The organism is Prosthecobacter sp. Pr1, assembly GCF_057652315.1.
In genome coordinates this window covers 172,290-193,499 of the sequence record NZ_JBYFBS010000005.1, presented here as the reverse complement: position 1 = coordinate 193,499, position 21,210 = coordinate 172,290, and the positions used below count along the sequence as shown (strand labels likewise).

Genomic DNA, 21,210 nt, shown 5'->3' with positions numbered 1-21,210 from the left:
TTAGACTTTCATGCGGCCGCCGAAGACGGCGTTTTCACCCAGTTCCTGCTCGATGCGCAGAAGCTGGTTGTACTTGGCGATACGATCGCTGCGGCTCATGGAGCCGGTCTTGATCTGGCCGCAGTTCGTGGCGACGGCGAGGTCGGCGATGGTGTAGTCTTCGGTTTCACCGGAGCGATGGCTCATGACGGCGGTGTAACCATGACGGTGGGCCAGTTCGACGGCGTCGAGGGTCTCGGTGAGGGAGCCGATCTGGTTCACCTTCACGAGAATGGAGTTTGCCACGCCCTGGTCGATGCCCTTCTGGAGGAATTCGACGTTGGTGACGAAGAGATCGTCGCCCACGAGCTGGGTGTTGGAACCCAGTTCCTTGGTGATGACGCCCCAGCCAGCCCAGTCGTTTTCGGCGCAGCCGTCTTCGATGGAGATGATCGGGAATTTCTTCTTCAGCTCGGCGTAGTAGGCCACGAGTTCGGCGGCGGTGCGCTCGGACTTGTCGGACTTCTTGAAGACGTACTTGTTCTTCGCCTTGTCGTAGAACTCGGAGGAGGCCACGTCGAGGGCGATGAAGATGTCTTCACCGAGCTTGTAGCCGGCCTTGTCCACCGCCTGGGCGATGACTTCGAGGGCGTGGTCCGCGCTCTTGAGGGTCGGGGCAAAGCCACCTTCGTCACCGACGGCGGTGCTCAGGCCCAGATCGTGCAGGATCTTCTTGAGGGCGTGGAAGACTTCGGAGCCGTAACGCAGGGACTCGGAGAAAGTCGGTGCGCCCTTTGGCATGATCATGAATTCTTGGAAGTCGATCGGGGCATCGGAATGCGCGCCGCCGTTGATGATGTTCATCATCGGCACAGGGAGCACCTTGGCGTTCGGGCCGCCGATGTACTTGTAGAGGGGCTGGCCCAGAGTGGCGGCAGCGGCCTTGGCCACGGCGAGGGAGACGCCGAGGATGGCGTTCGCACCGCACTTGGCCTTGGTCTTGGTGCCGTCGACTTCGCGCATGGCGTTGTCGATGCCGACCTGGTCGAGGGCGTCTGCGCCGATGAGGGCGTCAGCGAGTTCATTGTTCACAGCGTCGACGGCCTTGAGCACGCCCTTGCCGGAGAAACGCTTCTTGTCGCCGTCGCGCAGTTCGAGCGCTTCGTGTTCGCCTGTGCTGGCTCCGGAGGGGACTGCCGCACGGCCCATGGCTCCGCCTTCGATGTAAACATCCACTTCAACAGTGGGATTGCCGCGTGAGTCGATGATTTCGCGTCCGATGATGCGAGAAATGGTGAGTTCGTCCATGAGGATAGATTATTTAAGTTTTGCTAATAATTAGGATTTTTCAAGAAGGTTTCGAGAAATCTCCGGGGGACAGGCTTCATACACGGGTGGAGCGGGCGCTCAAATGGTAGTTTTTGACGATGCAGCAAGATGTGGGCCTGAATGGCGGGGGCAGGGGCGGGGAGTTTGGGCGGGTGAGGGGCCATCTTGGCTGGTTGGGGGGCGGTGGGTCTGCGGTTGAGAATGAGACGATGGCGTGGCCGATCTGTGCAAAAGCCCCAATGATGACATCGAAGCCTTCGCCTTGGTGGAGCACCTCGCGCAGCCATCTCGGCAGTCAGCCCGAGAGCAAGGCGAAGAGCAACCTCAGCACCTGATAAACGGGTGCCAGGTTCAATGGGTTCAAAACGGGTTCAAAATGGATTTTGACCCCATTGGGTTCATGGGTTCACGGGTTCATACCCTTATATAAGGGTATGAACCCGTGAACCCAAAACCCAGCCTCCAACGGGTGAACCTGAACCTGACCCTGAACCCAATGGTGAACCTGAATGATCCACTGAACCCACCGCCGGTGGAAATGGAAACTCACCCCCATTGACCCACCCATCCCTGAGCCTGTGAACGTGCTGCGGGCTGTGAACCTGCTGCGGGCTGTGAACCTCCCGCCAGTGCTCCTCCCCGGATGGACTTGGCAAGTCCTGCTCCTTGTTTCAGGCTTGTCACTTCGCGTGGGTGGAGAAATTATCATCTTCGATGACGATGCCATACCCCAAGACCGTTCCATGGCCAGCCGTGCTCTCATCGGCCCCATCCACCAGATGCCTTGCAGCCAGCCATCCGCATGAATTTCACGTCACCGCCACACTCTCGCACCGCAGCGTTTCTTAGCCTTTGCCTGGGGCTCTTCGGCCAGTCACTCAATGCCGCGCCGCCAGATCCCGGGCCTCAGCCCCTGCAGTTGCGGTCTGCGGCGGAGCGGGCGCAGGCTCCCGTCGTCCTGGCGGTGGTGGAGAAATCCGCGCTCAATGACCCCGCTGCCCTCGGCGGTCAGCACCCTTCAGGCGAAGCGCCCGTTTACCGTGTGCAGCTCAGCGTGACGGAAGTCCTGCGCGGGCCGCAGGATCTCGTGGGGCAAAAGGTCTTCACCTTCAGCTCCTCTGCACCCCCTTTCTCAGATCGCATTCAATTCGTCCGGCAGTCCCTGACACCGGGAACAACGTGCAAGCTGGTGATCATCAAAGAGCGCGATGGGCAGTGGTATGACATGGGCCTCGTGGCCGCACACGAGAACTCAGACGTCCTCGATTTCTGGGTGCATCCTGCACGTCTATTCAAAGGCCAGCGCGACTATGACTACATCGTGGACGAACTGCGGAGACGCCGCGACCACCCTGAAGACCAAGCCCAGAACGCAGCCGGCATCCCACAGCCGCAGCCGCCTTCCCCGGCAGACTTCCTTCCCCCCAGTGTCACGGCCAGCACCCCGGTGGTCCTGGCCGTGGTCGAGACGCTTTCTCTCAATGACGAGAAGCAGAGGATCGGGCAGATCCGTGGCGAGCGCCATGCTGGCCAGGCTCCCATTTACCGCGCTGAGTTCCGCATCACCGAGGTGCTGCATGGCCCCCAGATCCTGCTGGGCCAGAAATTCTACTCGGCCACCAGCGCGGAAAGATATGAAGACGATGGCGACAACTTCATTGTCCCCGGCCTCAAGCTCAAGGATGAGGGCTTGTTTGCCATCACTCCGCACCCTGCAAGCGACGATCTCTGGTATGATTCGGCTGTGCACTCCCCGCCGGATAGTGAGGAAATGCGGCCCATCTCCACACGCATGCTCAAAAATCGTGACCCGCGCTATGACGGCATCGTCAGCGGCCTGAGAGATCACCGGGACCACCCCGAAAAATACCCGGCCCCTGCCAAGCCCGCGTCGCCTCAGCCACGCCAGCCTCTGGCTCCTGTGGTCATAGGCGTGGTGTCGAAAAAGATGCTGAATCAAAAAGATCAGACAGGCGGTCAGCGCCCTTCCGGCACGGTTCCCATCCACCGCCTGCAGTTCCGTATCACCGAGGTGCTGCGCGGGCCGCAGGAGCTTCTCGGCAAGACCTTTGATTCTTTGTCCACGGCCACTCTTTATGGTTTGGAACATTTCAATTTCATCCTGCCGGATCTTTCTCCGGGAGATGAAGGCGTGTTTGCGCTCTACCAGGAGAGGAATGGAAGCTGGTATGACATGGGGATAGGCGGGCCTTTTGACGCACACGATCCATGGCTCAGCCTTCCGCGCATTCTCAAAAGGGGTGGCTCGGATTCCGGCTATGATTACTACGTCACCGAATTTCGCAGGCGCCGCGATCATCCCGAAAGGTCCCAAGATTTGACCCAGCCCTTGCCTTATCAAGATGCGAAGAGGGAGTCTCAGTTCCATCTCGTCGTCGGCGAAACCCAGTCGGTGCAGCCCTTCATAAGTCCAGGTTCCAGAGAGCCATTCGGAATGGTAGGCACCCTCAAGATCACCGAGGTTTTGCGAGGGCCGCAGGATCTGCTGGGGCAGACATTTCAAGCCTTCACCAGCGAGAAATTCATGTTGGGAAACACTTATTTTATCAACCCTGCGCTCAAACCCGGAGAGCTATGCATCAGTGCCGTGGCACGGCGTGGAGATGAGAAAAAAGAGCTGTGGATGTATTCGAAAGGGGGATTCGGTGTGGGCGAAGGCTGCCTGCCCTGCATTCAGGGGCGCAAGGTGAACCCGTTCTACGGAGACCCGCAGGATTATGACATGATTCTCTCACGCCTCCGGCACCGCCGCGAGCACCCTGAAGTTTACGCAAAAGTGGATTTCAATGTCCCGGTCACTCCAGCGCCAGTTTCCGCTCCTCCAAAGAGCGCAGGCGAAAAAGGCCAGCCGCCCTCCAGCTCAAAACCTTAAAGCGTTGACCTCACTCAACCAAACAACTGCGTGATCGGCCTGCCCTTGTCCGCGACGGTGAATGGGCGCTTGCTGGGGCTGTAGAGCACCTGATCCAGCGGAATGCCGAGGGCGTAGGCGATGGTGGCGTTGAAGTCGGGGATCGTCACTGGATTGACGGTGGTTTCGAGGCCGGAGTCATCCGTGGCGCCATAGACCTGGCCGCCGCGAATGCCGCCGCCTGCCATGAGGCAGGAGAAGCCGCGCGCGTGGTGGTCGCGACCGTCGTTCGCATTGATCTCGGGGGTGCGGCCAAATTCGGTGGCCAGCACCACCATGGTATCTTGTAGCAGGCCGTGGGATTCCAAATCCTGCAGCAGGGTGCTCAGGGCGGAGTCCAGTTCATCGCACAATTCGGGGACGCGGGTGAAGTTGGCATTGTGGGTGTCCCAGCTGCCGAAGGAGACTTCGACAAAGCGCACGCCGTGTTCCACCAGGCGACGCGCCAGCAGGCAGCCCTGGCCGAAGCGGTCGGTGCCGTATTTGTTGCGCAGGGCGTCGGGCTCCGCGCTGAGGTCAAAGGCGGCGAGCTCCTCGCTCTTCATCATCTTGAGGGCGTCGTCGTACATGTCGGCATAGGCGCGCACGTTTTTGACGTTGTAGGTCTCCGCAAACTGGCGGTCGAGCTGCTTGGCGACGCTGAGGCGGCTGTTGAAGCGCTCTTCGGTGAACCACTGGTTGGTTTTCACGTTGTTGATGCCGCTTTCGGGGTCGTTGATCATCAGCGGGGCGAAGCGGCTCTCAAAGAATCCGGCGCCGGGATGGCGGCTGTCATTGCCGATCATGACGCTGCCCGGGAGCGTGGGATTGCCGCGATCCTGAAACTTCTGCAGCCACGCGCCCATGGAGGGGTGGCGGATGCTGCTGCGCTGCGTGTAGCTGGTGTGCTGGTAGTAGTTGCCCTGCTCATGCGCGCCCTGCGTCGTCATCATGCTGCGGATCACGGCCAGCTTGTCCATCTGCCGGGCGATGAGGGGGATGTTGCCCGCGACGCGGATGCCATCGACGTTGGTGTTGATGGTCTTGGTCAGGCCCATGATTTCCTTTTTCTCCGGCTTCGGATCAAAGGTGTCCAGATGGCTCATGCCACCGTTCATGTAGAGATAGATGACGTTGCGCGCTGTGGCCGCCTGCTTCAGAGGCGAGGCACCTTGCCCGGGGGCGGCCAGAATGCGGGAGCCGAAGTGCGCTGCCGTGCTGACGCCGAGGAAGGTTTTGGCGGCACCGGAGACAAACGTGCGGCGGCTGAGGTCATTGCGGAAAGGATTCATGGACAGTGCAGGGGATGGGGGATTCGGCTCTTTAACGCAGGCAGGCGGCGGACTTATCACAAGATTTGCGTTCTTCGATGCATGGAGGTCAGGCCTCCGGCCTGACACCGGTCCGGGGCTTCCAGCCTTCGGATCAAAGGCGAGACGCCCCGATCCGTCTGACGGGGTGACGCCCATCCTCCGTGGTTCGGCGCGCTACCCCGGCGCTCTTTGCCCAAGATTGTCCCTGAAAGTTGACCACGGAATACACGGAATACACGGAAACCGGAGCCTGCTTCAAGTTTCCGTGTATTCCGTGTATTCCGTGGTTAATCCCATGGGTTGAATGCGTATCCAGAGGGGCTTTCCCTGGTTTCCTCAACGTTGACAACGCGAGTGCGGACAGGGATTCTCGGGGCATGAGTTCACTGGCCTTGGAAATTGATCTCGCGCTGCAACGTCTGGACCCGCCCAAAGCCTCCCGGCTTGAGCGACTGCTGCGCGATGGTCTGGCGCTGGCCTTGGGCGATGAAGCCCCGGTGATGCCCGCGCCTTCCCCAGCGGCCAGCTGCCGAAGCGAGTCGTTTGCGCGCCGGTTTGCGCCACTGAACGCGGTGCCGGATCGTGATTTGAGCGACATCGTGAACGAAAACCGTGGCGAATCATGACCGTCACGGCGGATGCCTGGATCCCGGCAGGGATCAGAGAAATTAGCCGGTGGTGAAGCGAAACCGCGCAGCGGTGCAGCGGGAACCACCGGACCATGTCCATGAGACATTCCCATGCAGGGAGCATGCCGGAGGTATGCGAGAAGTGTTCAGTCACCCAAAGCTCCCGAGGAGTCTGCGCACGGCTCTCGCATACCTCCGGCATGCGATCTTTGATACAACGGGATTGGTTCGCCTGATCCGGTGGTTCTCGCTCGGCAAGCCTCGCTTCACCACCGGCTAATCTCTCTGCTCCCTCCGGGAGCTTTTGAGACGGCGAGCACCAAGAACCAAGAACCTACCCCGGCGCTCTCCGGCCAAACTTCCGCTCCAGTTCGCTGGTGGAAATCTGCACCAGGGTGGGGCGGCCATGGGGGCAACAGTAGGGCATCTCGCAGGCGAAGAGGTCTTTCAGCAGCGCCTGCATCTCGGGAATGGAGAGCACGTCGTTGCTCTTTACTGAGGCGCGGCAGGCGATGGTGGCGATGGCGTCTTCGCTCAGGCGCAGGCTGGAGGATTTGGTGCTCAGGCTGCTGAGTTCTTCGATCACCTGATCCAGCCAGGCGGCGGGATCATCGGTCTTCAAAAACGAGGGCAGGGTTTCCACCTTGAAAATGTTCGGGCCGAAGGGCTCGATCTCGATGCCCAGGCGGTTCAGCGAGGGCAGATTCTGCCGCAGCAAATCGGCGTCGCGGGGCGTGGTTTGCAGGGTGACGGGAAGCAGCAGCCGCTGGCAGGGCACGCCGCCGGATTCGATGGCGCGGCGGAATTTTTCGAAGTTCACCCGCTCATGCGCGGCGTGCTGATCCATGAGGACGAGTCCCTCTTTGCCTTCCATCAGCACATACAGCTTCTGCAGCACGCCGATGATGCGGTACTCCGGGGCCTCAACGGGTTCGGCTTTGGCGGGGGCCGGGGCAGGGGAGGGCTGTGGTTCTTCTTGTTCCTCCGGCGCTGCGTTGTCTGTCTCGGCAGCCTCCGCTTTAGCAACCTGAGGCGGAACGACGGCTGCACTGCGACCAGCGGCGATTCTCTCCAGCACATCTGCCACGCGATGAGAGACAGCGGGAGCGGCTGGCTGGGGTCGCGGGGTGGATGCGGGCGCGGTTGTCGGTGCAGGGGCGATATTTCTCAGCGGTGCGGATGAAACCGCCACCGGCATGGAAAACTGCTCCTGGCGGCTGTCTGGCACCAGCGGCACTCGCGCTGCCGCTGGGGCGGCGGGCATGGCGCGTGCAGGGGCATGGCCCGTGGGCAGTTTGGCGGCGTTCTCCAGCGTGTGGCTCACACTGCGGGAGATGGCATCCCGCACGCTGTGGCCATCATGAAAGCGCACCTCTTTTTTGGCCGGATGCACGTTCACATCAAACGCGTGCGGATCCATCTGGATGAAGAGGAAGGTGACCGGATACTGCCCCTTCATCAGCGCGGTGTGGTAGCCCTCCCGCAGGCCGTAGGAGATGCTGGCGCTTTCGATCGGGCGGCCGTTCAGATATGTGGTCTGCATCTGGCGGTTGGAGCGGCTCATGCCCGGTCCGCCGATGTAGCCGGAGACGGTCACGCCCTGCACGGTGGTTTCCTCCACCTTCAGCAGGCGGGAGGCCAGTTCGTCACCCACCAGTCCGCGAATGCGTTCCAGCATGTCGCGCGTGGCCGGCAGGTGCAGCACGAGTTCTCCATTGTGAGTCAGGGTGAAGGCCGTCTGCGGATTGGCGATGGCATGCAGCCGCAGCTGCTGCTCCACGTGGGCAAATTCCGTGTTCTCCGTGCGCAGGAATTTGCGGCGGGCAGGCACATTGAAAAACAGCGAGCGCGCCTCGATCACCGTGCCCGGCGCACCGCCGTGGTCGCGCACGCCCACCAGCTTGCCGCCATTCACTTCGATCTCCGTGCCCACCAGCGCCGATTTCTCACGCGTGGCAAGCCGGAAGCGCGACACGCTGGCGATGCTGGGCAGGGCCTCGCCACGAAATCCGAAGGTGTGGATCGCGCCGAGGTCCTCCTTGGTCCGTATCTTGCTGGTGGCATGGCGCTCCAGACACAGCATGGCGTCTTCCCGGTCCATCCCGCTTCCATCATCGACAATGCGAATCATCGCGATGCCGCCGCGCTGGGCATGGACCTCGATGTGGGTGGCTCCGGCGTCCAGGCTGTTTTCCACCAGTTCGCGTACCAGAGCGGCCGGCCGCTCCACGACCTCCCCTGCCGCCACCTGGCTGGCGAGTGCGTCTGGAAGAATGCGTATTTTTGCCATGTATTTCGATAAAGTGCGGGGTGGGAGGCGTAGCCTGTACCACAACCCAGAAATGTTATCTTGGATGCCAGATGGGGATTTGCAATCTCCGTGCTTCTCGGCCATCAGACACACGACCGCCATTGCCTGCCCAACCATGATTTCCCTCACCTCCAGCGCCATCGAACATCTCAAATCCCTCATCGCGGAAAAGAACGCCGAAGCGGGCACCGGGCTGCGCCTGCGGGTGGAGAAGGGCGGCTGCGCTGGCATGCAGTACGTCATGGGCCTGGATCAGGCCAAAACGGACGACGAAGTGCAGTCTCAAGATGGTGTCTCGATTATCATCGATCACGACAGCCTCGGCTACCTGCGCGGCTGCCAGATCGATTACGTCGACTCCCTGGCGGATGCCGGGTTCAAGCTCACCAATCCCAACGCCGCCCGCAGCTGTGGGTGCGGCACCTCCTTTGAACCTCAGACTACCTGAATCTAAGACTTAGATTTATTGATTCCTCTGGCCATTATTGAAGCAATCTTGTTGCCAACTTATTCACAAAATTTCCTTTTCAAATTCAGTCGATATTGTAGAATTTGAACATTCCTGATCTATAAATACTAAAATTTTCGCAAAACTGTCATGCAAATCCGATTTTTGAGCGACGGCAATGAGTACCGTTCTTACGGTGGCGGGAGCTTTTCCAAGAAGAAAGACTCCGGCGGCATTTTCTGGTGGACGATTCTCATCACTTTGCTGATGGGCTTTGCCACCTTCTGCTGGTTCTTCAGCATCATGGTGTTCGCCCACCCTGAAAAACCATTCAATTACCGCGTGCTCGCACGTTTCGACAAGCTCGACCCCCTTCGCAAGTTCACCAACTACACCGTGCCGCAGGGCAAGTTCCTTCCTGCGCGTGATCTGCTGGCCGAGTTCTATGCCTTCAACAGCGAGCAGCTTGCCGTGAAGAATGATCTCCTCAAGCGGTCCTACATCCGCAACTACAAGCAGGAGCAGCCTCTCTATGTGAAGGGCTCCTTCCAGGTGATCAATGCGCGCCCTCTCACCGCCAAGGATGTCATCACCGAAGGCTGGGTGGTGCGTGCGCGTTCCGCAGACATCGAGGACGTGGACATTGAAATCGTGCTTCCGGGCAACAAGGAGAAGGCTGATCCATATCAGATTGGCGACTCCCTGATCCTCGATCAGAAGAGCACCTTCGCCGCCGCGCTGCACGTGCAGAAGTTTGATCAGGAGCGCGTCTGCATCACGCTCATGCCGCTTGCCTATCAGGGCTTCGCCACCAAGGCCGGGGAGCAGTTCAAAATGGCCCCGCCCGCCAAGCTCAACATGGACGCCTACTGGCCCCTCACCCGTGATCCCGGCGCCGCCGTTCTCGAAAGCACCGCCGACAAGGTCGTGTCCAAGCAAGGCTGAGTTTTATCTCCATCATCTCTCAAAAAGCGGAAGGCGATCCCTTCCGCTTTTTTTTTGTTCAGAGGGTGAGCTTCTTGATGGCATGTAAAGATACATCTAGGTAGCTCAAGGTAGAATGTGGTATACGGGTGCGCGGGCATGTTTGATATGGAGTGCGGTCGCGCAGTGAGGAACGAACGCAGCTGCCGCTTTCGACGTGCTGCACGGCTCACGCATATCACGAGTTGTTCGAAAGCGGCAGCCGGTGAACTTCCGCCAGCCCCTCACCCCACGCCAACCACGAGACGCTCGAAAGCGGCAGCTCCACCCTTTCAGGGTTGCGCAGCCGCACTCCAAATTCCCGCTGGCCACCGCTGTCCTTGCACCCGAAACTCCACCCGGGATCAAGGAAGAAAAAATCACCGAACCAACAACGAAAATTTGACTGCACCACCACCGCTCCGCCCCAGCTTCTCCATCCTTTAAATTTCCAACCTCTCCCACCTTGCATCCGCCACGCTTCGCGCCAATAGCAAAGCATGCCCGATGACTACACCCCCGCCACCATCGCCGATGTACGGCGCCTGCGTGACACCCTGGATCAGCAGGGAAAAAAACTGGTGTTCACCAATGGCTGCTTTGATCTCCTGCACGCAGGCCATGTGCGCTACCTTGAGCAGGCCCGTGCGCTCGGAGATGCCATGGTGGTCGCTTTGAATTCAGATCAATCCGTGCGCCAGCTCAAAGGCCCGGATCGTCCGCTCAATCCCGAGCATGATCGTGCGGAAGTGATGTCCGCGCTCCGTGCCGTGGATGCCGTCGTTGTGTTTGATGACGAACGCGCCACCTCGCTCATTGAAGCCATCAAACCGCATGTGTATGCCAAAGGCGGTGACTACACCGTGGAGTCCCTCAATCGGGAAGAACGCAACGCGCTGGAAGCCGCAGGCACGCAGATTTCCATCCTGCCGCTGGTGCCAGGGCGCTCAACCACGAAGACCATCAACAAGATGCAGGCGGGGGATTCTGGCGCGACAAAAAGCGGCCTGCTGCGCCTCGCCGTGCTGGGCTCCGGTGCAGGCTCGAATCTTCGCGCCATCATCGCAGCCATCGCTGACAACAAGCTGAAGGCTGAGATTGCCATCGCCCTCACCGATCAGGCAGAATCCGGTTTTCGTGAGATCGCCCGCGCCGCAGGGCTGCCCGCGCTGTTTGTCGATGGCGGTGACAATCCGCGCCGCCTCAGTGACGCGGCACAAAAGGAAATCTTTGAGCATCTGGAGCGCGCACGCATTGACGTCGTCGTGCTCGCGGGATTCATGCGCATTCTCAAGGATCCGGTGATCACCGCGTATGCCGGTCGCATTGTGAACGTGCATCCATCGCTGCTGCCGAAGTTCAAAGGAGCCAATGCTCCGCAGCTTGCCATTGATGAAGGCGAGCTGGAAACCGGCTGCACCGTGCATCTGGTGACTGCTGAGATCGATGCCGGTCGCATTCTGGCGCAGGCCAAGGTGCCGGTAAACATCGGCGACACGGCGGAGACGCTGCATGCGCGGATCAAAGTCGAGGAACACAAGCTCCTGCCCCAGGTGCTGAATGAATGGCGTGAACGTGGACTCCCCGTGCGAGGTGCGGGAGCGCCATGAGCAGCTTCACTGGAACACTCAATGCGCAGCAGCGCGAGGCCGCCACGACCATCAATGGTCCGCTGCTCATTCTCGCGGGTGCAGGCACGGGCAAGACCCGCGTGCTCACCGCGCGCATCAGCTTCATGGTGAACGAGGGCATCAACCCGAAGAACATTCTTTCGGTCACCTTCACCAACAAAGCCGCCAACGAAATGCGCGAGCGTGTCAAAGGCATGGTGCGCGACGGCCTCGGCAAGAAGGTTGTCGTAGGCACCTTCCACGCTTTTTGTGTCCGCCTGCTGCGCGAGTTTGCCGAGCACGTGGGCTACAAGAACAACTTCGCCATCTACAGCCAGGGCGAGCAGGAGACGCTGATCAAGCGGGTGCTGCAGACGCTGCTGGTGAAGGACGAGACGCTGGACCCCAGCATGGCGCTCTCCCGCATCAGCAAGGCCAAGAACGCAGGTGAGGGTTTGGGCGATCCCAAGGAAAGCCTCGATGCCGCCGTCATGGAAAAGTACATGGACGAGATGCGCGGGCTGAACGTCATGGACTTCGATGATCTCATCATCCTCGGGGTGCGCCTGCTGGAAGAGCATGCCGATGTGCGTGCCACGGTGCAGAGCCGCCACCACTACGTGATGGTGGATGAGTTCCAGGACACCAACTCGCTCCAGATGCGCCTGCTGCGTGCCCTGGTGCCCGCTCCTTACAACGTCTGCGTGGTGGGAGATGACGACCAGTCCATCTACGGCTGGCGCGGTGCGGAAATCACCAACATCACGGAGTTCGAAAACTTCTTCCCCAATCCGCACGTGGTGAAGCTGGAGGAAAACTACCGCAGCACCACGCCCATCCTGCACACGGCAAACAGCCTCATCAAAAACAACGTGGGCCGCCGCCCAAAGTCCCTGTGGAGCCGCAATCATGGCAGCGATCTCGTCCGCCTTATCGCCAATGAGGATGACAAGGAGGAGGCGGACATGATTGCGAAGGAGGTGGAGACCGCGCACTTCGCGAACAAGCAGCCGCTGGAAGATTTTGCCGTGCTCTTCCGCACCAATGATCAGTCGCGCGTGCTGGAGCAGGCCTTCCGCCAGCGCAAGATCGCCTACCGTGTGGTGGGTGCGCGCAGCTTCTTTGACCGGCGTGAGGTGAAGGACATTGTGAGCTATCTCTCAGTGCTGCACAATCCGCACGATGACATGGCGCTGCTGCGCATTTTAAATACGCCCACCCGTGGCATTGGCAGCGCCACCGCCGAGCTTGCGCGTGAGCGCAGCATGGAGAAGCACCACAGCATCTGGGTGGCGCTGTGCGACGAGGAATTCCTGCGCCAGATCCCCGAGAAAGGGCGCAATGCCATCCGTCTTTTCACGGCTCTCATCGTCAAATACTCAGGCCCGGCCAGCACCCCGGGAACCAATCTGGTGGACATGACACAGGCCCTGATTCTTGAGACCGGCTACATGGAGCATCTCAAAAAAGCCGCCAAGGAGCCGGAAGATTTCGCCGGCTGGGAGAACGGCATCAATGAACTGTACAAAAGCATGACGAATCATGCGGAGCGCGATCGCGCCAGCGGCCTCGCGGGTTTCCTGGATGAAGTCAGCCTCAATGATGAGCGCGAAGAAAAGGACGACATCGAAAAGAAAAAGGGCGTGTGCTTGATCACCATGCATGCCTCCAAGGGGCTCGAATTTCCGGTCGTGTTTCTGCCGGGGATGGAGCAGGGGATCCTCCCGCACAAACGCAGCTTTGATGAGGGCCGTGTGGATGAAGAGCGCCGCCTGTTCTACGTGGGCATCACCCGCGCAAAGCAGAAGCTCACGCTCAGCCACACTCGCACGCGCATGAAGTGGGGCAAGAAGCAGAGCAACATGCCCAGCACCTTCCTCAAGGAGCTCGACCGCAAGTACGTGGAAGAGCTCGACTACACCAAGCACATGAACGAAACCGTGACGCAGGAGGAAAACACCAACTTCTTCTCCGGCCTGCGCGCCATGCTGGCGGACAAGTAACCGCGTGCCGCTGCGTTCCATGTTGCCCTCCCGTCTCAATTTCCAGCTCGATGCGCAGGCCAGCGATTCCCACGCGCGCGCCACCACGTTTCACACGCTGCATGGCACCATTCAGTCGCCGCTGTTCATGCCCGTGGGCACGCAGGCCACGGTGAAGGCTCAGACGCAGGAGTCCCTGCATGCCTCCGGCTCGCAGATCCTGCTGGCGAATACCTACCACCTGCTGCTGCGTCCGGGGCCGGATGTTTTCACCAAGCTCGGCGGCATCCACCGTTTCATGAACTGGCCCGGCTCTGTGCTCACGGACTCCGGCGGTTATCAGATCTTCTCGCTGCCGCACTCGCGCTCCATGACGGAGAAAGGCGCGGTGTTTCAAAGCTACGTGGATGGCCAGCGCATCATGCTCAGCCCAGAGCTCAGCATTCAAATGCAGCGCGCCATCGGCAGCGACATCATGATGGTGCTGGACCAGTGCATCCCATCCACCGCCGATGAGAAAACCGCCCGCGCCGCCCTGCAGGTGACGCAGCGCTGGGCCGTGCGCAGCCTCGCCGCGCGTGAGGATTCGCCACAGTCCATGTTTGGCATCGTGCAGGGTGCGCTGTATCCGCAGCTCCGCCGCGAGAGCGCCGCAGGCCTCATGCAGCTTAACTTCGACGGCTTCGCCATCGGCGGCCTCGCCGTGGGGGAGGAAAAAAACGAGCGTGAAGACGTCTGCGAGCTCACCGCCGCGCTCCTCCCTGCAGACCGCCCGCGCTACCTCATGGGCGTCGGCACGCCGGTGGATGTGCTGGAGGCCGTGCATCGCGGCGTGGACATGTTTGACTGCATCATCCCCACGCAAGTGGCGAAGCGCGGCACCGCCTTCACCTCACGCGGCATCGTGGAGCTGCGCCGCTCCGTGTACAAATTCAGCGAGGACCGCCTTGATCCCACCTGCACCTGCCCGGTGTGCGCCACACACAGCCGCGCTTACTTGCACCACCTGACCAAAACGCAGGAGCAGCTTGGCTGGACGCTCGTGGGTCAGCACAACATCCACTTCTACCACCAGCTCATGCGCGAGATCCGCCAGAGCATTCTGGAAGACCGCTTCATGCCGCTCTACAAGGAGCGCCGCGAGATCCTGCCCATCGAAGATGTGGACCATCCCGTCACGCATCCGAAGCGCACCTCCACCAAACCGCAGCACGAAGGCGACTACGAGCTCCACGGCGAGCCACCCGCCATCCGGCACATCAGCAGCGGCAAAACGCTGCCCACGACAGCGCAGCTCGATTCCGCCATCGAATCCCAGCTCATCCAGCACCTACGCCAGCCTGCCGATGCGCCGCCGCTCATCGTCTGGGACACGCAGCTTGCCACCGCCGCCACCGGGCTCGCCGTCATCCTCCTCTACGAAGCCGAAGCCGCCAAAGGCCCCCTCCGGCCGCTGCATCTCATCAGCTTCAGCGAAGATCTCGCCCCGCTGCGCCTCGCCCTCCATCACAAACGCCACTTCCCCTACCTCCGCCACGGCGCGGCCGACACCCTCATCCGCCGCGATGCCTGGGAATCCCGCTACTGTCCCGGTCTGAAGTGGACCCTCATCCACGGCTCACATGCGGAGATGAAGACGAAGGCGCAAGCGGCAGATGTGGTGGTGTAGAGCGAACTTCCGAGGTGACTATTCAGGTTCTGCTGAGGCGCAATGTGCGCTCCCGAAATCTCTCCCCTCACCCAACCTCTCCCCGAAAGAGCTATGGAGCAACGGAGCCGTGGGCGGGGAGAGGGGATTCGCGTAGGATCACATGGAAACTTCATCGGAGCCGCAATGCGTCCCCCCTCTCCCCGTCGAGGGTATGGCTTGGTGCATGTCTTCTTCGGGGAACCGTAGCGAAGCGAAGATAGACGAAGTCAAAGGCTGGGTGAGGGGGCAACTGCAATCGTCGGGAGCGCACATCGGCCTCCCCGCTGGCGAATCAGCCCTCTTCATCTTGCCGACTTTAGAGGGCTTCTGAATAGTCACCATGGATGTCGTTCTCAACCAGCCGAATTTGGAAATTCGGCCTACTTCGTCTCCACATCAATGTCATGCGTCTTCGGCACCGGTTTCTCCTCCGTACCCTTGCGCCGCAGGAAGTGCCCGATGTCCACGCCGAAGTACGCTAGGCAGTTGATCAGCAGCGCAGTCGCCGCCGCTTCATCCAGATTGCCAAAGATGGGGATGTTGTCCGGAATAAACTCCGCCACGCCGAAGCCCACGTTCAGCAGGTAAAGAGCCGACACAATGCCCGAGGCGAGCACCAAAATATCACGGATCAGTTTCATAAGGGGAAGGGAATGACGAACGCAGTTTCACTGTGCCCCCACATGCGTCCCCACGCCAAAACATCCTTGGACGAAAATTGGAATGGCTCCTACTTCTTCACCCACCCATCCTTCAGCGTCACCGTGCGATTAAACACCGGCGCACCGGGCTTCGAATCGATCGGATCAGCATAGAAGTAAGCGACGCGCTCAAACTGCCAGTGTGTGCCGGGGGCGGCATCTTTCAGTGAGGGCTCCAGCTTGGCGTCGGTGATGACTTCCAGCGAAGCGGGATTCAAGAACTGCGCAAAATCGCCGTCTTCACCGGCATCCGCATCCGGTGTTTCCACCGTGAAGAGGCGGTCATACAGACGGACAGCAGCATCCACGGCATGGCGGGCGCTCACCCAGTGGATGATGCCTTTCGGCTTGGTGCGGCCCTCGGGCTTTTTGCCGTGGCGCGTGGCGTCGTCATACGTGCAGCGCAGTTCCACGATTTTCCCAGCCTCATCCTTGATGATCTCCTGGCAGATGATGCAGAAGGCAAACTTCAGGCGCACCTCGCCGCCGGGCTTGAGGCGGTGGAAGCCGTCAGAGGGGAACTCCATGAAGTCGTCGGACTCGATGTACAGCTCACGGCAGAGCGGCACCTGGCGTGTGCCCACAGCAGGATCTTCAGGGTGGTTCGGCGCTTCGAAGTGCTCGACCTGATCCTCCGGATAGTTCGTGATCACCACCTTGATGGGGCGCAGCACGCCGTAGGCGCGGTGGGAGATCTTGTTGAGGTCTTCGCGGATGGAGTGCTCCAGCAGCGCGATCTCCGTGAGCGAGTTGAATTTGGTCAGGCCGATCGTTTTGCAGAAGCTGCGAATCGCAGCCGCAGTGATGCCACGGCGGCGCATGCCGCTGATGGTGGGCATGCGTGGATCATCCCAGCCGTTGACGAGATCGTCTTTGACGAGGCGGAGCAACTTGCGCTTGCTCATCACTGTGTAGGTGAGGTTCAGGCGGGCAAATTCGCGCTGATACGGTGCGCCGGGCAGGCCATCGACGTTGTTGATGAGCCATTCATACAGCGGGCGGTGGTGCTCAAACTCCAGCGTGCACAGGCTGTGGGTGATTGATTCCAGCGCATCGCTCAGCGGGTGCGCGTAGTCATACATCGGGTAGATGCACCAGGCATCGCCCGTGCGGTGGTGGTGCGCATGCAGGATGCGGTAGAGGGCCGGATCACGCAGGTTCATGTTCGGCGATGCCATGTCGATCCGGGCACGCAGCACTTTTTCGCCTTCCTTGAATTCGCCCTTCCGCATGCGGCGGAAGAGATCGAGGTTTTCCTCCACGCTGCGGGCTGCACCTGCGCTGCGAGTGCCGGGGGAGGTGAGGGTGCCACGGTTCGCGCGCATCTCCTCATGCGTCTGATCATCCACATAGGCCAGTCCCTTGGTGATCAGCTGCTCGGCAAAGCCATAGAGCTTTTCAAAGTAGTCGCTGGCGTAGAAGAGGTTGTCGCCCCAGTCAAAGCCCAGCCATTTCACATCCGCCATGATGCTGTCCACATACTCCACTTCTTCCTTGGTCGGATTCGTGTCGTCAAAGCGCAGGTGGCAGCGGGAGTTCGGCGCATGCTCCTGGGCGAGGCCGAAGTTCAGGCAGATGCTCTTCGCGTGGCCGATGTGCAGGTAGCCATTGGGCTCCGGCGGGAAACGGGTGACGACCTGACCGCCGTTGCGACCTGCGGCGAGATCGGCAGCGATCATTTCACGGATGAAATCAAGGGAGGCGGGAGGTGTGGCGGCGGCTTCGGACATGGAGGGCGGAGTTTCCGCACTAGGCGTGATGAGTCAAGGAGGGGCGTTGAACCACGGAATACACAGAATACACGGAAATGACCCGATCTTCAGGATTCTGCCTTCCGTGTATTCTGTGTATTCCGTGGTCAAAGAATCAATGTTCTGTGAAGCTCGGGCCCTCTCGGCACTTGCGCAGGCGCGGAATCCGTTGTTTTTCCCCGGAACCATGTCCCATCCCGCCCCAGCGCCCACGCATCTCGATCTCTCGAAACTCGGCGAGCCCGTCTATCGCGGCTCCGTGCAGAATCTCTACGCCGTGCCAGATCATCCGGGCTACGTCGTGTGTGAGACCACACCTGCAGGCTCCGTCTTCGACGTCGGCTCCATCTTCAACATCGAAGGCAACGACCTGAACCGCGCCATCTTCCGCCACGCCATGTACTCCCGCCTCGCCCAGCCGGAAACCTGGCAGCGCGTGAAAACCGCCATCGAAAACACGCCGATGGACGCCGCCTGGCGCAAGGAACTGCTCACCGGCCCCATGGAAACGATGCTGGAGCGCGGCGCCGCGACGCATCACGTCGGCATGGTGGATGCCGTGACAGGTGAAATCGTCCGCTCTGGCCTTCCCGCCAATCCGAGCTGCTACAATGTCGTGCGCCGCTTCCCGGTGATGCACCCACCGCAGCGCCATCTGCTGGGCACCCACGTCTTTGACTACGCTCAGTTTCACCAGAGCGCCACGTACGTGGTGCCTCTGGAGTACATCGTGCGCTTTGGCGTGACCAGCGGCTCTTCGATCTTGAAAAAGTACCAGGGCTTGAGCGAAGCAGCCAAGCGCAGCTACGAGCAGGAGCTCGGCCTCTCCAAGCCCATGGGCGTGTGGGAGATGCTGGAGCGTCCCATCTACGACCTCACCAGCAAGTACGAGCCTGAAGACCGCGCCGTCAGCAAGCAGGAGGCCCTGATGATGTCCGGCCTCAGCAGCGATGACTTCCTGCACACCGTCAAGCTGGCCATCCTCGGCGGATGGGCCGTGCGCGAGCTTCTGGAAAGCGCCGGTCTGCTGCTGTGGGATCTTAAATGGGAGTTCGCCGTGGATCGCGAGGAACTGCTCTTTGTCGATACCATCGACGCCGACTCCTTCCGTGGTACCACCTTTCTCGAAGTGGAAGGCCGCAAGCTGGTCATTCATTACAACAAGCAGGCCATGCGCGACTACTACCGCCTCGTGCATCCCGACTGGTATGCAGGCATCAATGAGGCCAAGACCCAGGCGCAGAAGATCGGCAAGCCCTTCAAGCAGGTGCTCAAAGCCGGGCAGGCCGACGGCAAATGGCCGCAGACGCCGGTGGTGGACATCGAATTCCTCGATTTGCAGGCCCTCAAGACCGCGCTCATCCGTCAGCACGTGGCCGCAGAGCGTGATGCCGCAGAGATTCGCGCTGATTTGGAAGCCGCCGGCGTGGCTGAAGTCGAGTTCTATCGCCAGCGCGGATTGCTGGGTGATTTGCTCGCGGCAAATGCCGTGAGTTAAAAACTCTTCAAAATCAGTGCCAAAAAAACTTGCGTGATGGATGAGAACGTTTATCCATCTCGCCCCCTTCTTCGGGAGCGGGAAAAAGTGATTCCTGAGTAGCTCAGCGGTAGAGCGGGTGGCTGTTAACCACTAGGTCGTAGGTTCGAACCCTACCTCAGGAGCCATCGCAATGGCAGAGTAGCTCAGGGGTAGAGCAGAGGACTCATAAGCCTTTGGTCGGGAGTTCAAATCTCCCCTCTGCCACCACGATAACCCCCACACGTGGTAGGCCAAAAAATTGAGACTGGCGAACATGGTGCGCCCGGTTCGTTGATGATCTGACTCGGCAGCACTTGCCATGGGTCCGCAAAACGGCTATTTTTTATCGTAATGGCCACTGTAACACTTGATCAAACCTCGCGCATCGAAAGCCTGCTGGCTGCCGGTGAGCTGGTGTTTTTGTCGAAAGCCGGAAAAAAGCTGGGGGTCATCATTCCTGCTGTGGAAAAGGCGCACGGAGTGCCTCTGCCTGATTTTCGTACACGCCTTCGGCAGACATGGGGCAGCCGCGTGTTCAGTGACGCGGAAGTGAAAGCCATGCGCGAGGCCGAACTCGAACATTGCCACGGCTGATGCACTGCGCGGATACGTCCTTTTTATGCTCGCTTTACCGGCAGCAAAGCCATTCAGAACTGGCCATTGTAACTCTTGAAGACATTGGCGCTCCCATAGTGATTTCTCCTTTGCTTTCGTATGAATTTCGGCAGGCCGCCAGGTTTCAGGTGTTCCTTCGCTCCAAGGATGCCAGCAAAGGATATTTGGAGGCAGAAGCGATGGCAATGCTCGCGCAGTTTGACCTTGATCTGGATTCGGGCGTGGTTGTCGAAGCAGGTGTAAACTATGCAGAGATGGGCAGGGAAGTGGAACGGTTGAGCGAACGCTACACGATGAAACGCGGAGCGCGTTCCTTTGACCTGCTGCACATTGCCACGGCGTTGCAATGGCAGGCCTCTGTGTTTCTGAGTTTTGACGTTTTGCAGCGTGAAATTGCTTCGGCAGAGGGCCTGAAAGTTTTGCCGCTGATGCCTTGATTCGCCATTTGCCCATCGCCCGGCTTTCCCCCAATATTCACGGCAGATGAACCTTCCGATCCGTCCTCGTCGCAACCGCCAGTCTCCCGCCATCCGCGATCTCGTTCGCGAGACGGAACTGACACCGGGCCATTTGATCTATCCGCTCTTCTTGCAGGAAGGGGATGCCAACACTCCCATCGCTTCGATGCCCGGCTGCACACGCTGGAGCATTGAGGGGTTGGTCAAAGAAGCCGGAGAAGCGCACGCACTCGGCGTTCCTGCTGTCGTTTTATTTCCCCGCATTCCCGATGAACTCAAAACTCGCGGTGCCGAAGCCTGCCATGCGGATGACGGCCTCGTGCCGCGTGCGATCCGTGCGCTGAAAAGCGCGCACCCGACGCTGACGGTGATCACCGATGTCGCCCTCGATCCCTACAACAGCGACGGCCATGACGGCCTCGTGACCGATGACGGCCGCATTTTGAATGACGAAACCGTGGCCGTGCTCTGCCAGCAGGCGCTTTGCCATGCGCGGGCCGGTGCGGACATCGTGTCCCCGAGCGATATGATGGACGGTCGCGTGGCCGCGTTGCGTGCTGCGCTGGATGGCGCAGGATTTCAGGCCGTTTCCATCATGAGCTACACCGCCAAGTATGCCAGCGCCTACTATGGTCCCTTCCGTGGCGCGCTGGATTCTGCGCCGAAGGCCGGAGACAAGAAGACCTACCAGATGGACCCCGCCAATGCTCGCGAAGCCCTGCGCGAAGCCGCGCTCGATGAAGCCGAAGGCGCCGACATTCTCATGGTAAAGCCCGCAGGCCCCTACCTCGACATCATCGCGAAACTGCGCGCGGCCACTACGCTGCCCATCGCTGCCTATCAGGTCAGTGGCGAGTATCTGATGATCAAAGCCGGTGCCGCAGGTGGCTGGATCGACGAAACCAAGATCGTCAACGAATCCCTCATCGGCATCCGCCGTGCGGGCGCGGACATGATTCTCACGTATTTCGCGAAGCAATGGTCTGCCGCGTGGCGCTGAG

The 21,210-nt window shown here is 60.2% G+C and carries 16 protein-coding genes and 2 tRNA genes; 13 read left to right on the top strand and 5 right to left on the bottom strand.

Annotated elements, in window-relative coordinates:
- A complete protein-coding gene (gene eno / locus AC24GY_RS10430) occupies nt 1-1,287 on the bottom strand; it encodes a phosphopyruvate hydratase (protein ID WP_422323032.1) in 1,287 nt (428 codons plus the stop codon).
- An 823-nt stretch (nt 1,288-2,110) separates the two neighbouring features.
- Between eno and AC24GY_RS10425 the strand changes: the two genes are divergently transcribed.
- Nucleotides 2,111-4,201, top strand: a complete 2,091-nt coding sequence (locus tag AC24GY_RS10425) for a hypothetical protein (protein ID WP_487682617.1) — start codon at nt 2,111-2,113, stop codon at nt 4,199-4,201.
- 14 nt (nt 4,202-4,215) lie between these two features.
- Here AC24GY_RS10425 and AC24GY_RS10420 read toward each other — a convergent pair whose 3' ends face one another.
- A complete protein-coding gene (locus tag AC24GY_RS10420) occupies nt 4,216-5,511 on the bottom strand; it encodes a DUF1501 domain-containing protein (protein WP_487682615.1) in 1,296 nt (431 codons plus the stop codon).
- A gap of 398 nt (nt 5,512-5,909) precedes the next feature.
- On the opposite strand from AC24GY_RS10420, the gene AC24GY_RS10415 reads away from it, so the two are divergent.
- Complete coding sequence (locus AC24GY_RS10415; protein ID WP_487682613.1) at nt 5,910-6,158, top strand: hypothetical protein; 249 nt, start codon at nt 5,910-5,912, stop codon at nt 6,156-6,158.
- 337 nt (nt 6,159-6,495) lie between these two features.
- On the opposite strand, the gene mutL is transcribed toward AC24GY_RS10415, so the two are convergent.
- A complete protein-coding gene (gene mutL, locus AC24GY_RS10410) occupies nt 6,496-8,451 on the bottom strand; it encodes a DNA mismatch repair endonuclease MutL (RefSeq protein WP_487682611.1) in 1,956 nt (651 codons plus the stop codon).
- A 136-nt stretch (nt 8,452-8,587) separates the two neighbouring features.
- On the opposite strand from mutL, the gene AC24GY_RS10405 reads away from it, so the two are divergent.
- From AC24GY_RS10405 to tgt, 5 genes are all read left to right on the top strand, one after another.
- Nucleotides 8,588-8,920, top strand: a complete 333-nt coding sequence (locus tag AC24GY_RS10405; protein ID WP_487682609.1) for a HesB/IscA family protein — start codon at nt 8,588-8,590, stop codon at nt 8,918-8,920.
- 150 nt (nt 8,921-9,070) lie between these two features.
- Entirely contained in the window at nt 9,071-9,865 is a 795-nt protein-coding gene (locus AC24GY_RS10400; RefSeq protein ID WP_487682607.1) for a hypothetical protein, read from the top strand.
- A 518-nt stretch (nt 9,866-10,383) separates the two neighbouring features.
- Nucleotides 10,384-11,493 (top strand): phosphoribosylglycinamide formyltransferase, encoded by a 1,110-nt coding sequence (gene purN, locus AC24GY_RS10395; protein ID WP_487682605.1) that lies wholly within the window; start codon nt 10,384-10,386, stop codon nt 11,491-11,493.
- On the top strand, nt 11,490-13,496 hold the full coding sequence (locus tag AC24GY_RS10390; RefSeq protein WP_487682603.1) for an ATP-dependent helicase: 2,007 nt from the start codon (nt 11,490-11,492) through the stop codon (nt 13,494-13,496). Before purN ends, AC24GY_RS10390 begins: the two co-directional genes overlap by 4 nt.
- Nucleotides 13,497-13,515: 19 nt before the next feature.
- Nucleotides 13,516-15,144 carry a tRNA guanosine(34) transglycosylase Tgt gene (gene tgt, locus AC24GY_RS10385; protein WP_487682601.1) on the top strand — a complete coding sequence of 543 codons (1,629 nt, stop codon included), beginning with the start codon at nt 13,516-13,518 and terminating at the stop codon, nt 15,142-15,144.
- Nucleotides 15,145-15,545: 401 nt separating this feature from the next.
- On the opposite strand, the gene AC24GY_RS10380 is transcribed toward tgt, so the two are convergent.
- Together AC24GY_RS10380 and AC24GY_RS10375 are read right to left on the bottom strand one after the other, a co-directional pair.
- The gene (locus tag AC24GY_RS10380) at nt 15,546-15,806 is read right to left on the bottom strand and encodes a DUF1232 domain-containing protein (RefSeq protein ID WP_487682599.1); all 261 of its coding nucleotides are present in this window, start codon (nt 15,804-15,806) and stop codon (nt 15,546-15,548) included.
- An 89-nt stretch (nt 15,807-15,895) separates the two neighbouring features.
- Nucleotides 15,896-17,596, bottom strand: coding sequence for a glutamine--tRNA ligase/YqeY domain fusion protein (locus AC24GY_RS10375; protein ID WP_487682597.1), 1,701 nt, complete (start codon nt 17,594-17,596; stop codon nt 15,896-15,898).
- Nucleotides 17,597-17,804: 208 nt separating this feature from the next.
- On the opposite strand from AC24GY_RS10375, the gene AC24GY_RS10370 reads away from it, so the two are divergent.
- The 6 genes from AC24GY_RS10370 (at nt 17,805) to hemB (ending at nt 21,209) form a co-directional block, all read left to right on the top strand.
- Complete coding sequence (locus tag AC24GY_RS10370) at nt 17,805-19,115, top strand: phosphoribosylaminoimidazolesuccinocarboxamide synthase (RefSeq protein WP_487682595.1); 1,311 nt, start codon at nt 17,805-17,807, stop codon at nt 19,113-19,115.
- A gap of 92 nt (nt 19,116-19,207) precedes the next feature.
- A tRNA-Asn gene (locus AC24GY_RS10365) sits at nt 19,208-19,282 on the top strand.
- Nucleotides 19,283-19,289: 7 nt separating this feature from the next.
- Nucleotides 19,290-19,364 (top strand) — tRNA-Met (locus tag AC24GY_RS10360).
- 123 nt (nt 19,365-19,487) lie between these two features.
- Nucleotides 19,488-19,730, top strand: coding sequence for a hypothetical protein (locus tag AC24GY_RS10355; RefSeq protein ID WP_487682593.1), 243 nt, complete (start codon nt 19,488-19,490; stop codon nt 19,728-19,730).
- A complete protein-coding gene (locus tag AC24GY_RS10350) occupies nt 19,730-20,188 on the top strand; it encodes a type II toxin-antitoxin system VapC family toxin (RefSeq protein WP_487682591.1) in 459 nt (152 codons plus the stop codon). Before AC24GY_RS10355 ends, AC24GY_RS10350 begins: the two co-directional genes overlap by 1 nt.
- Nucleotides 20,189-20,234: 46 nt before the next feature.
- Nucleotides 20,235-21,209 carry a porphobilinogen synthase gene (hemB, locus tag AC24GY_RS10345; protein ID WP_487682590.1) on the top strand — a complete coding sequence of 325 codons (975 nt, stop codon included), beginning with the start codon at nt 20,235-20,237 and terminating at the stop codon, nt 21,207-21,209.
- Nucleotide 21,210: the final 1 nt, after the last annotated feature.

What these genes read in the sequence shown, in the direction of transcription:
- AC24GY_RS10375 (WP_487682597.1), bottom strand. Translation starts at nt 17,596, where the DNA reads ATGTCCGAAGCCGCCGCCACACCTCCCGCCTCCCTTGATTTCATCCGT.
- AC24GY_RS10380 (WP_487682599.1), bottom strand. Translation starts at nt 15,806, where the DNA reads ATGAAACTGATCCGTGATATTTTGGTGCTCGCCTCGGGCATTGTGTCG.
- AC24GY_RS10400 (WP_487682607.1), top strand. Translation starts at nt 9,071, where the DNA reads ATGCAAATCCGATTTTTGAGCGACGGCAATGAGTACCGTTCTTACGGT.
- AC24GY_RS10415 (WP_487682613.1), top strand. Translation starts at nt 5,910, where the DNA reads ATGAGTTCACTGGCCTTGGAAATTGATCTCGCGCTGCAACGTCTGGAC.
- purN (WP_487682605.1), top strand. Translation starts at nt 10,384, where the DNA reads ATGCCCGATGACTACACCCCCGCCACCATCGCCGATGTACGGCGCCTG.
- eno (WP_422323032.1), bottom strand. Translation starts at nt 1,287, where the DNA reads ATGGACGAACTCACCATTTCTCGCATCATCGGACGCGAAATCATCGAC.
- AC24GY_RS10405 (WP_487682609.1), top strand. Translation starts at nt 8,588, where the DNA reads ATGATTTCCCTCACCTCCAGCGCCATCGAACATCTCAAATCCCTCATC.
- AC24GY_RS10370 (WP_487682595.1), top strand. Translation starts at nt 17,805, where the DNA reads ATGTCCCATCCCGCCCCAGCGCCCACGCATCTCGATCTCTCGAAACTC.
- AC24GY_RS10350 (WP_487682591.1), top strand. Translation starts at nt 19,730, where the DNA reads ATGCACTGCGCGGATACGTCCTTTTTATGCTCGCTTTACCGGCAGCAA.
- AC24GY_RS10355 (WP_487682593.1), top strand. Translation starts at nt 19,488, where the DNA reads ATGGCCACTGTAACACTTGATCAAACCTCGCGCATCGAAAGCCTGCTG.
- tgt (WP_487682601.1), top strand. Translation starts at nt 13,516, where the DNA reads ATGTTGCCCTCCCGTCTCAATTTCCAGCTCGATGCGCAGGCCAGCGAT.
- mutL (WP_487682611.1), bottom strand. Translation starts at nt 8,451, where the DNA reads ATGGCAAAAATACGCATTCTTCCAGACGCACTCGCCAGCCAGGTGGCG.
- AC24GY_RS10390 (WP_487682603.1), top strand. Translation starts at nt 11,490, where the DNA reads ATGAGCAGCTTCACTGGAACACTCAATGCGCAGCAGCGCGAGGCCGCC.
- AC24GY_RS10425 (WP_487682617.1), top strand. Translation starts at nt 2,111, where the DNA reads ATGAATTTCACGTCACCGCCACACTCTCGCACCGCAGCGTTTCTTAGC.
- hemB (WP_487682590.1), top strand. Translation starts at nt 20,235, where the DNA reads ATGAACCTTCCGATCCGTCCTCGTCGCAACCGCCAGTCTCCCGCCATC.
- AC24GY_RS10420 (WP_487682615.1), bottom strand. Translation starts at nt 5,511, where the DNA reads ATGAATCCTTTCCGCAATGACCTCAGCCGCCGCACGTTTGTCTCCGGT.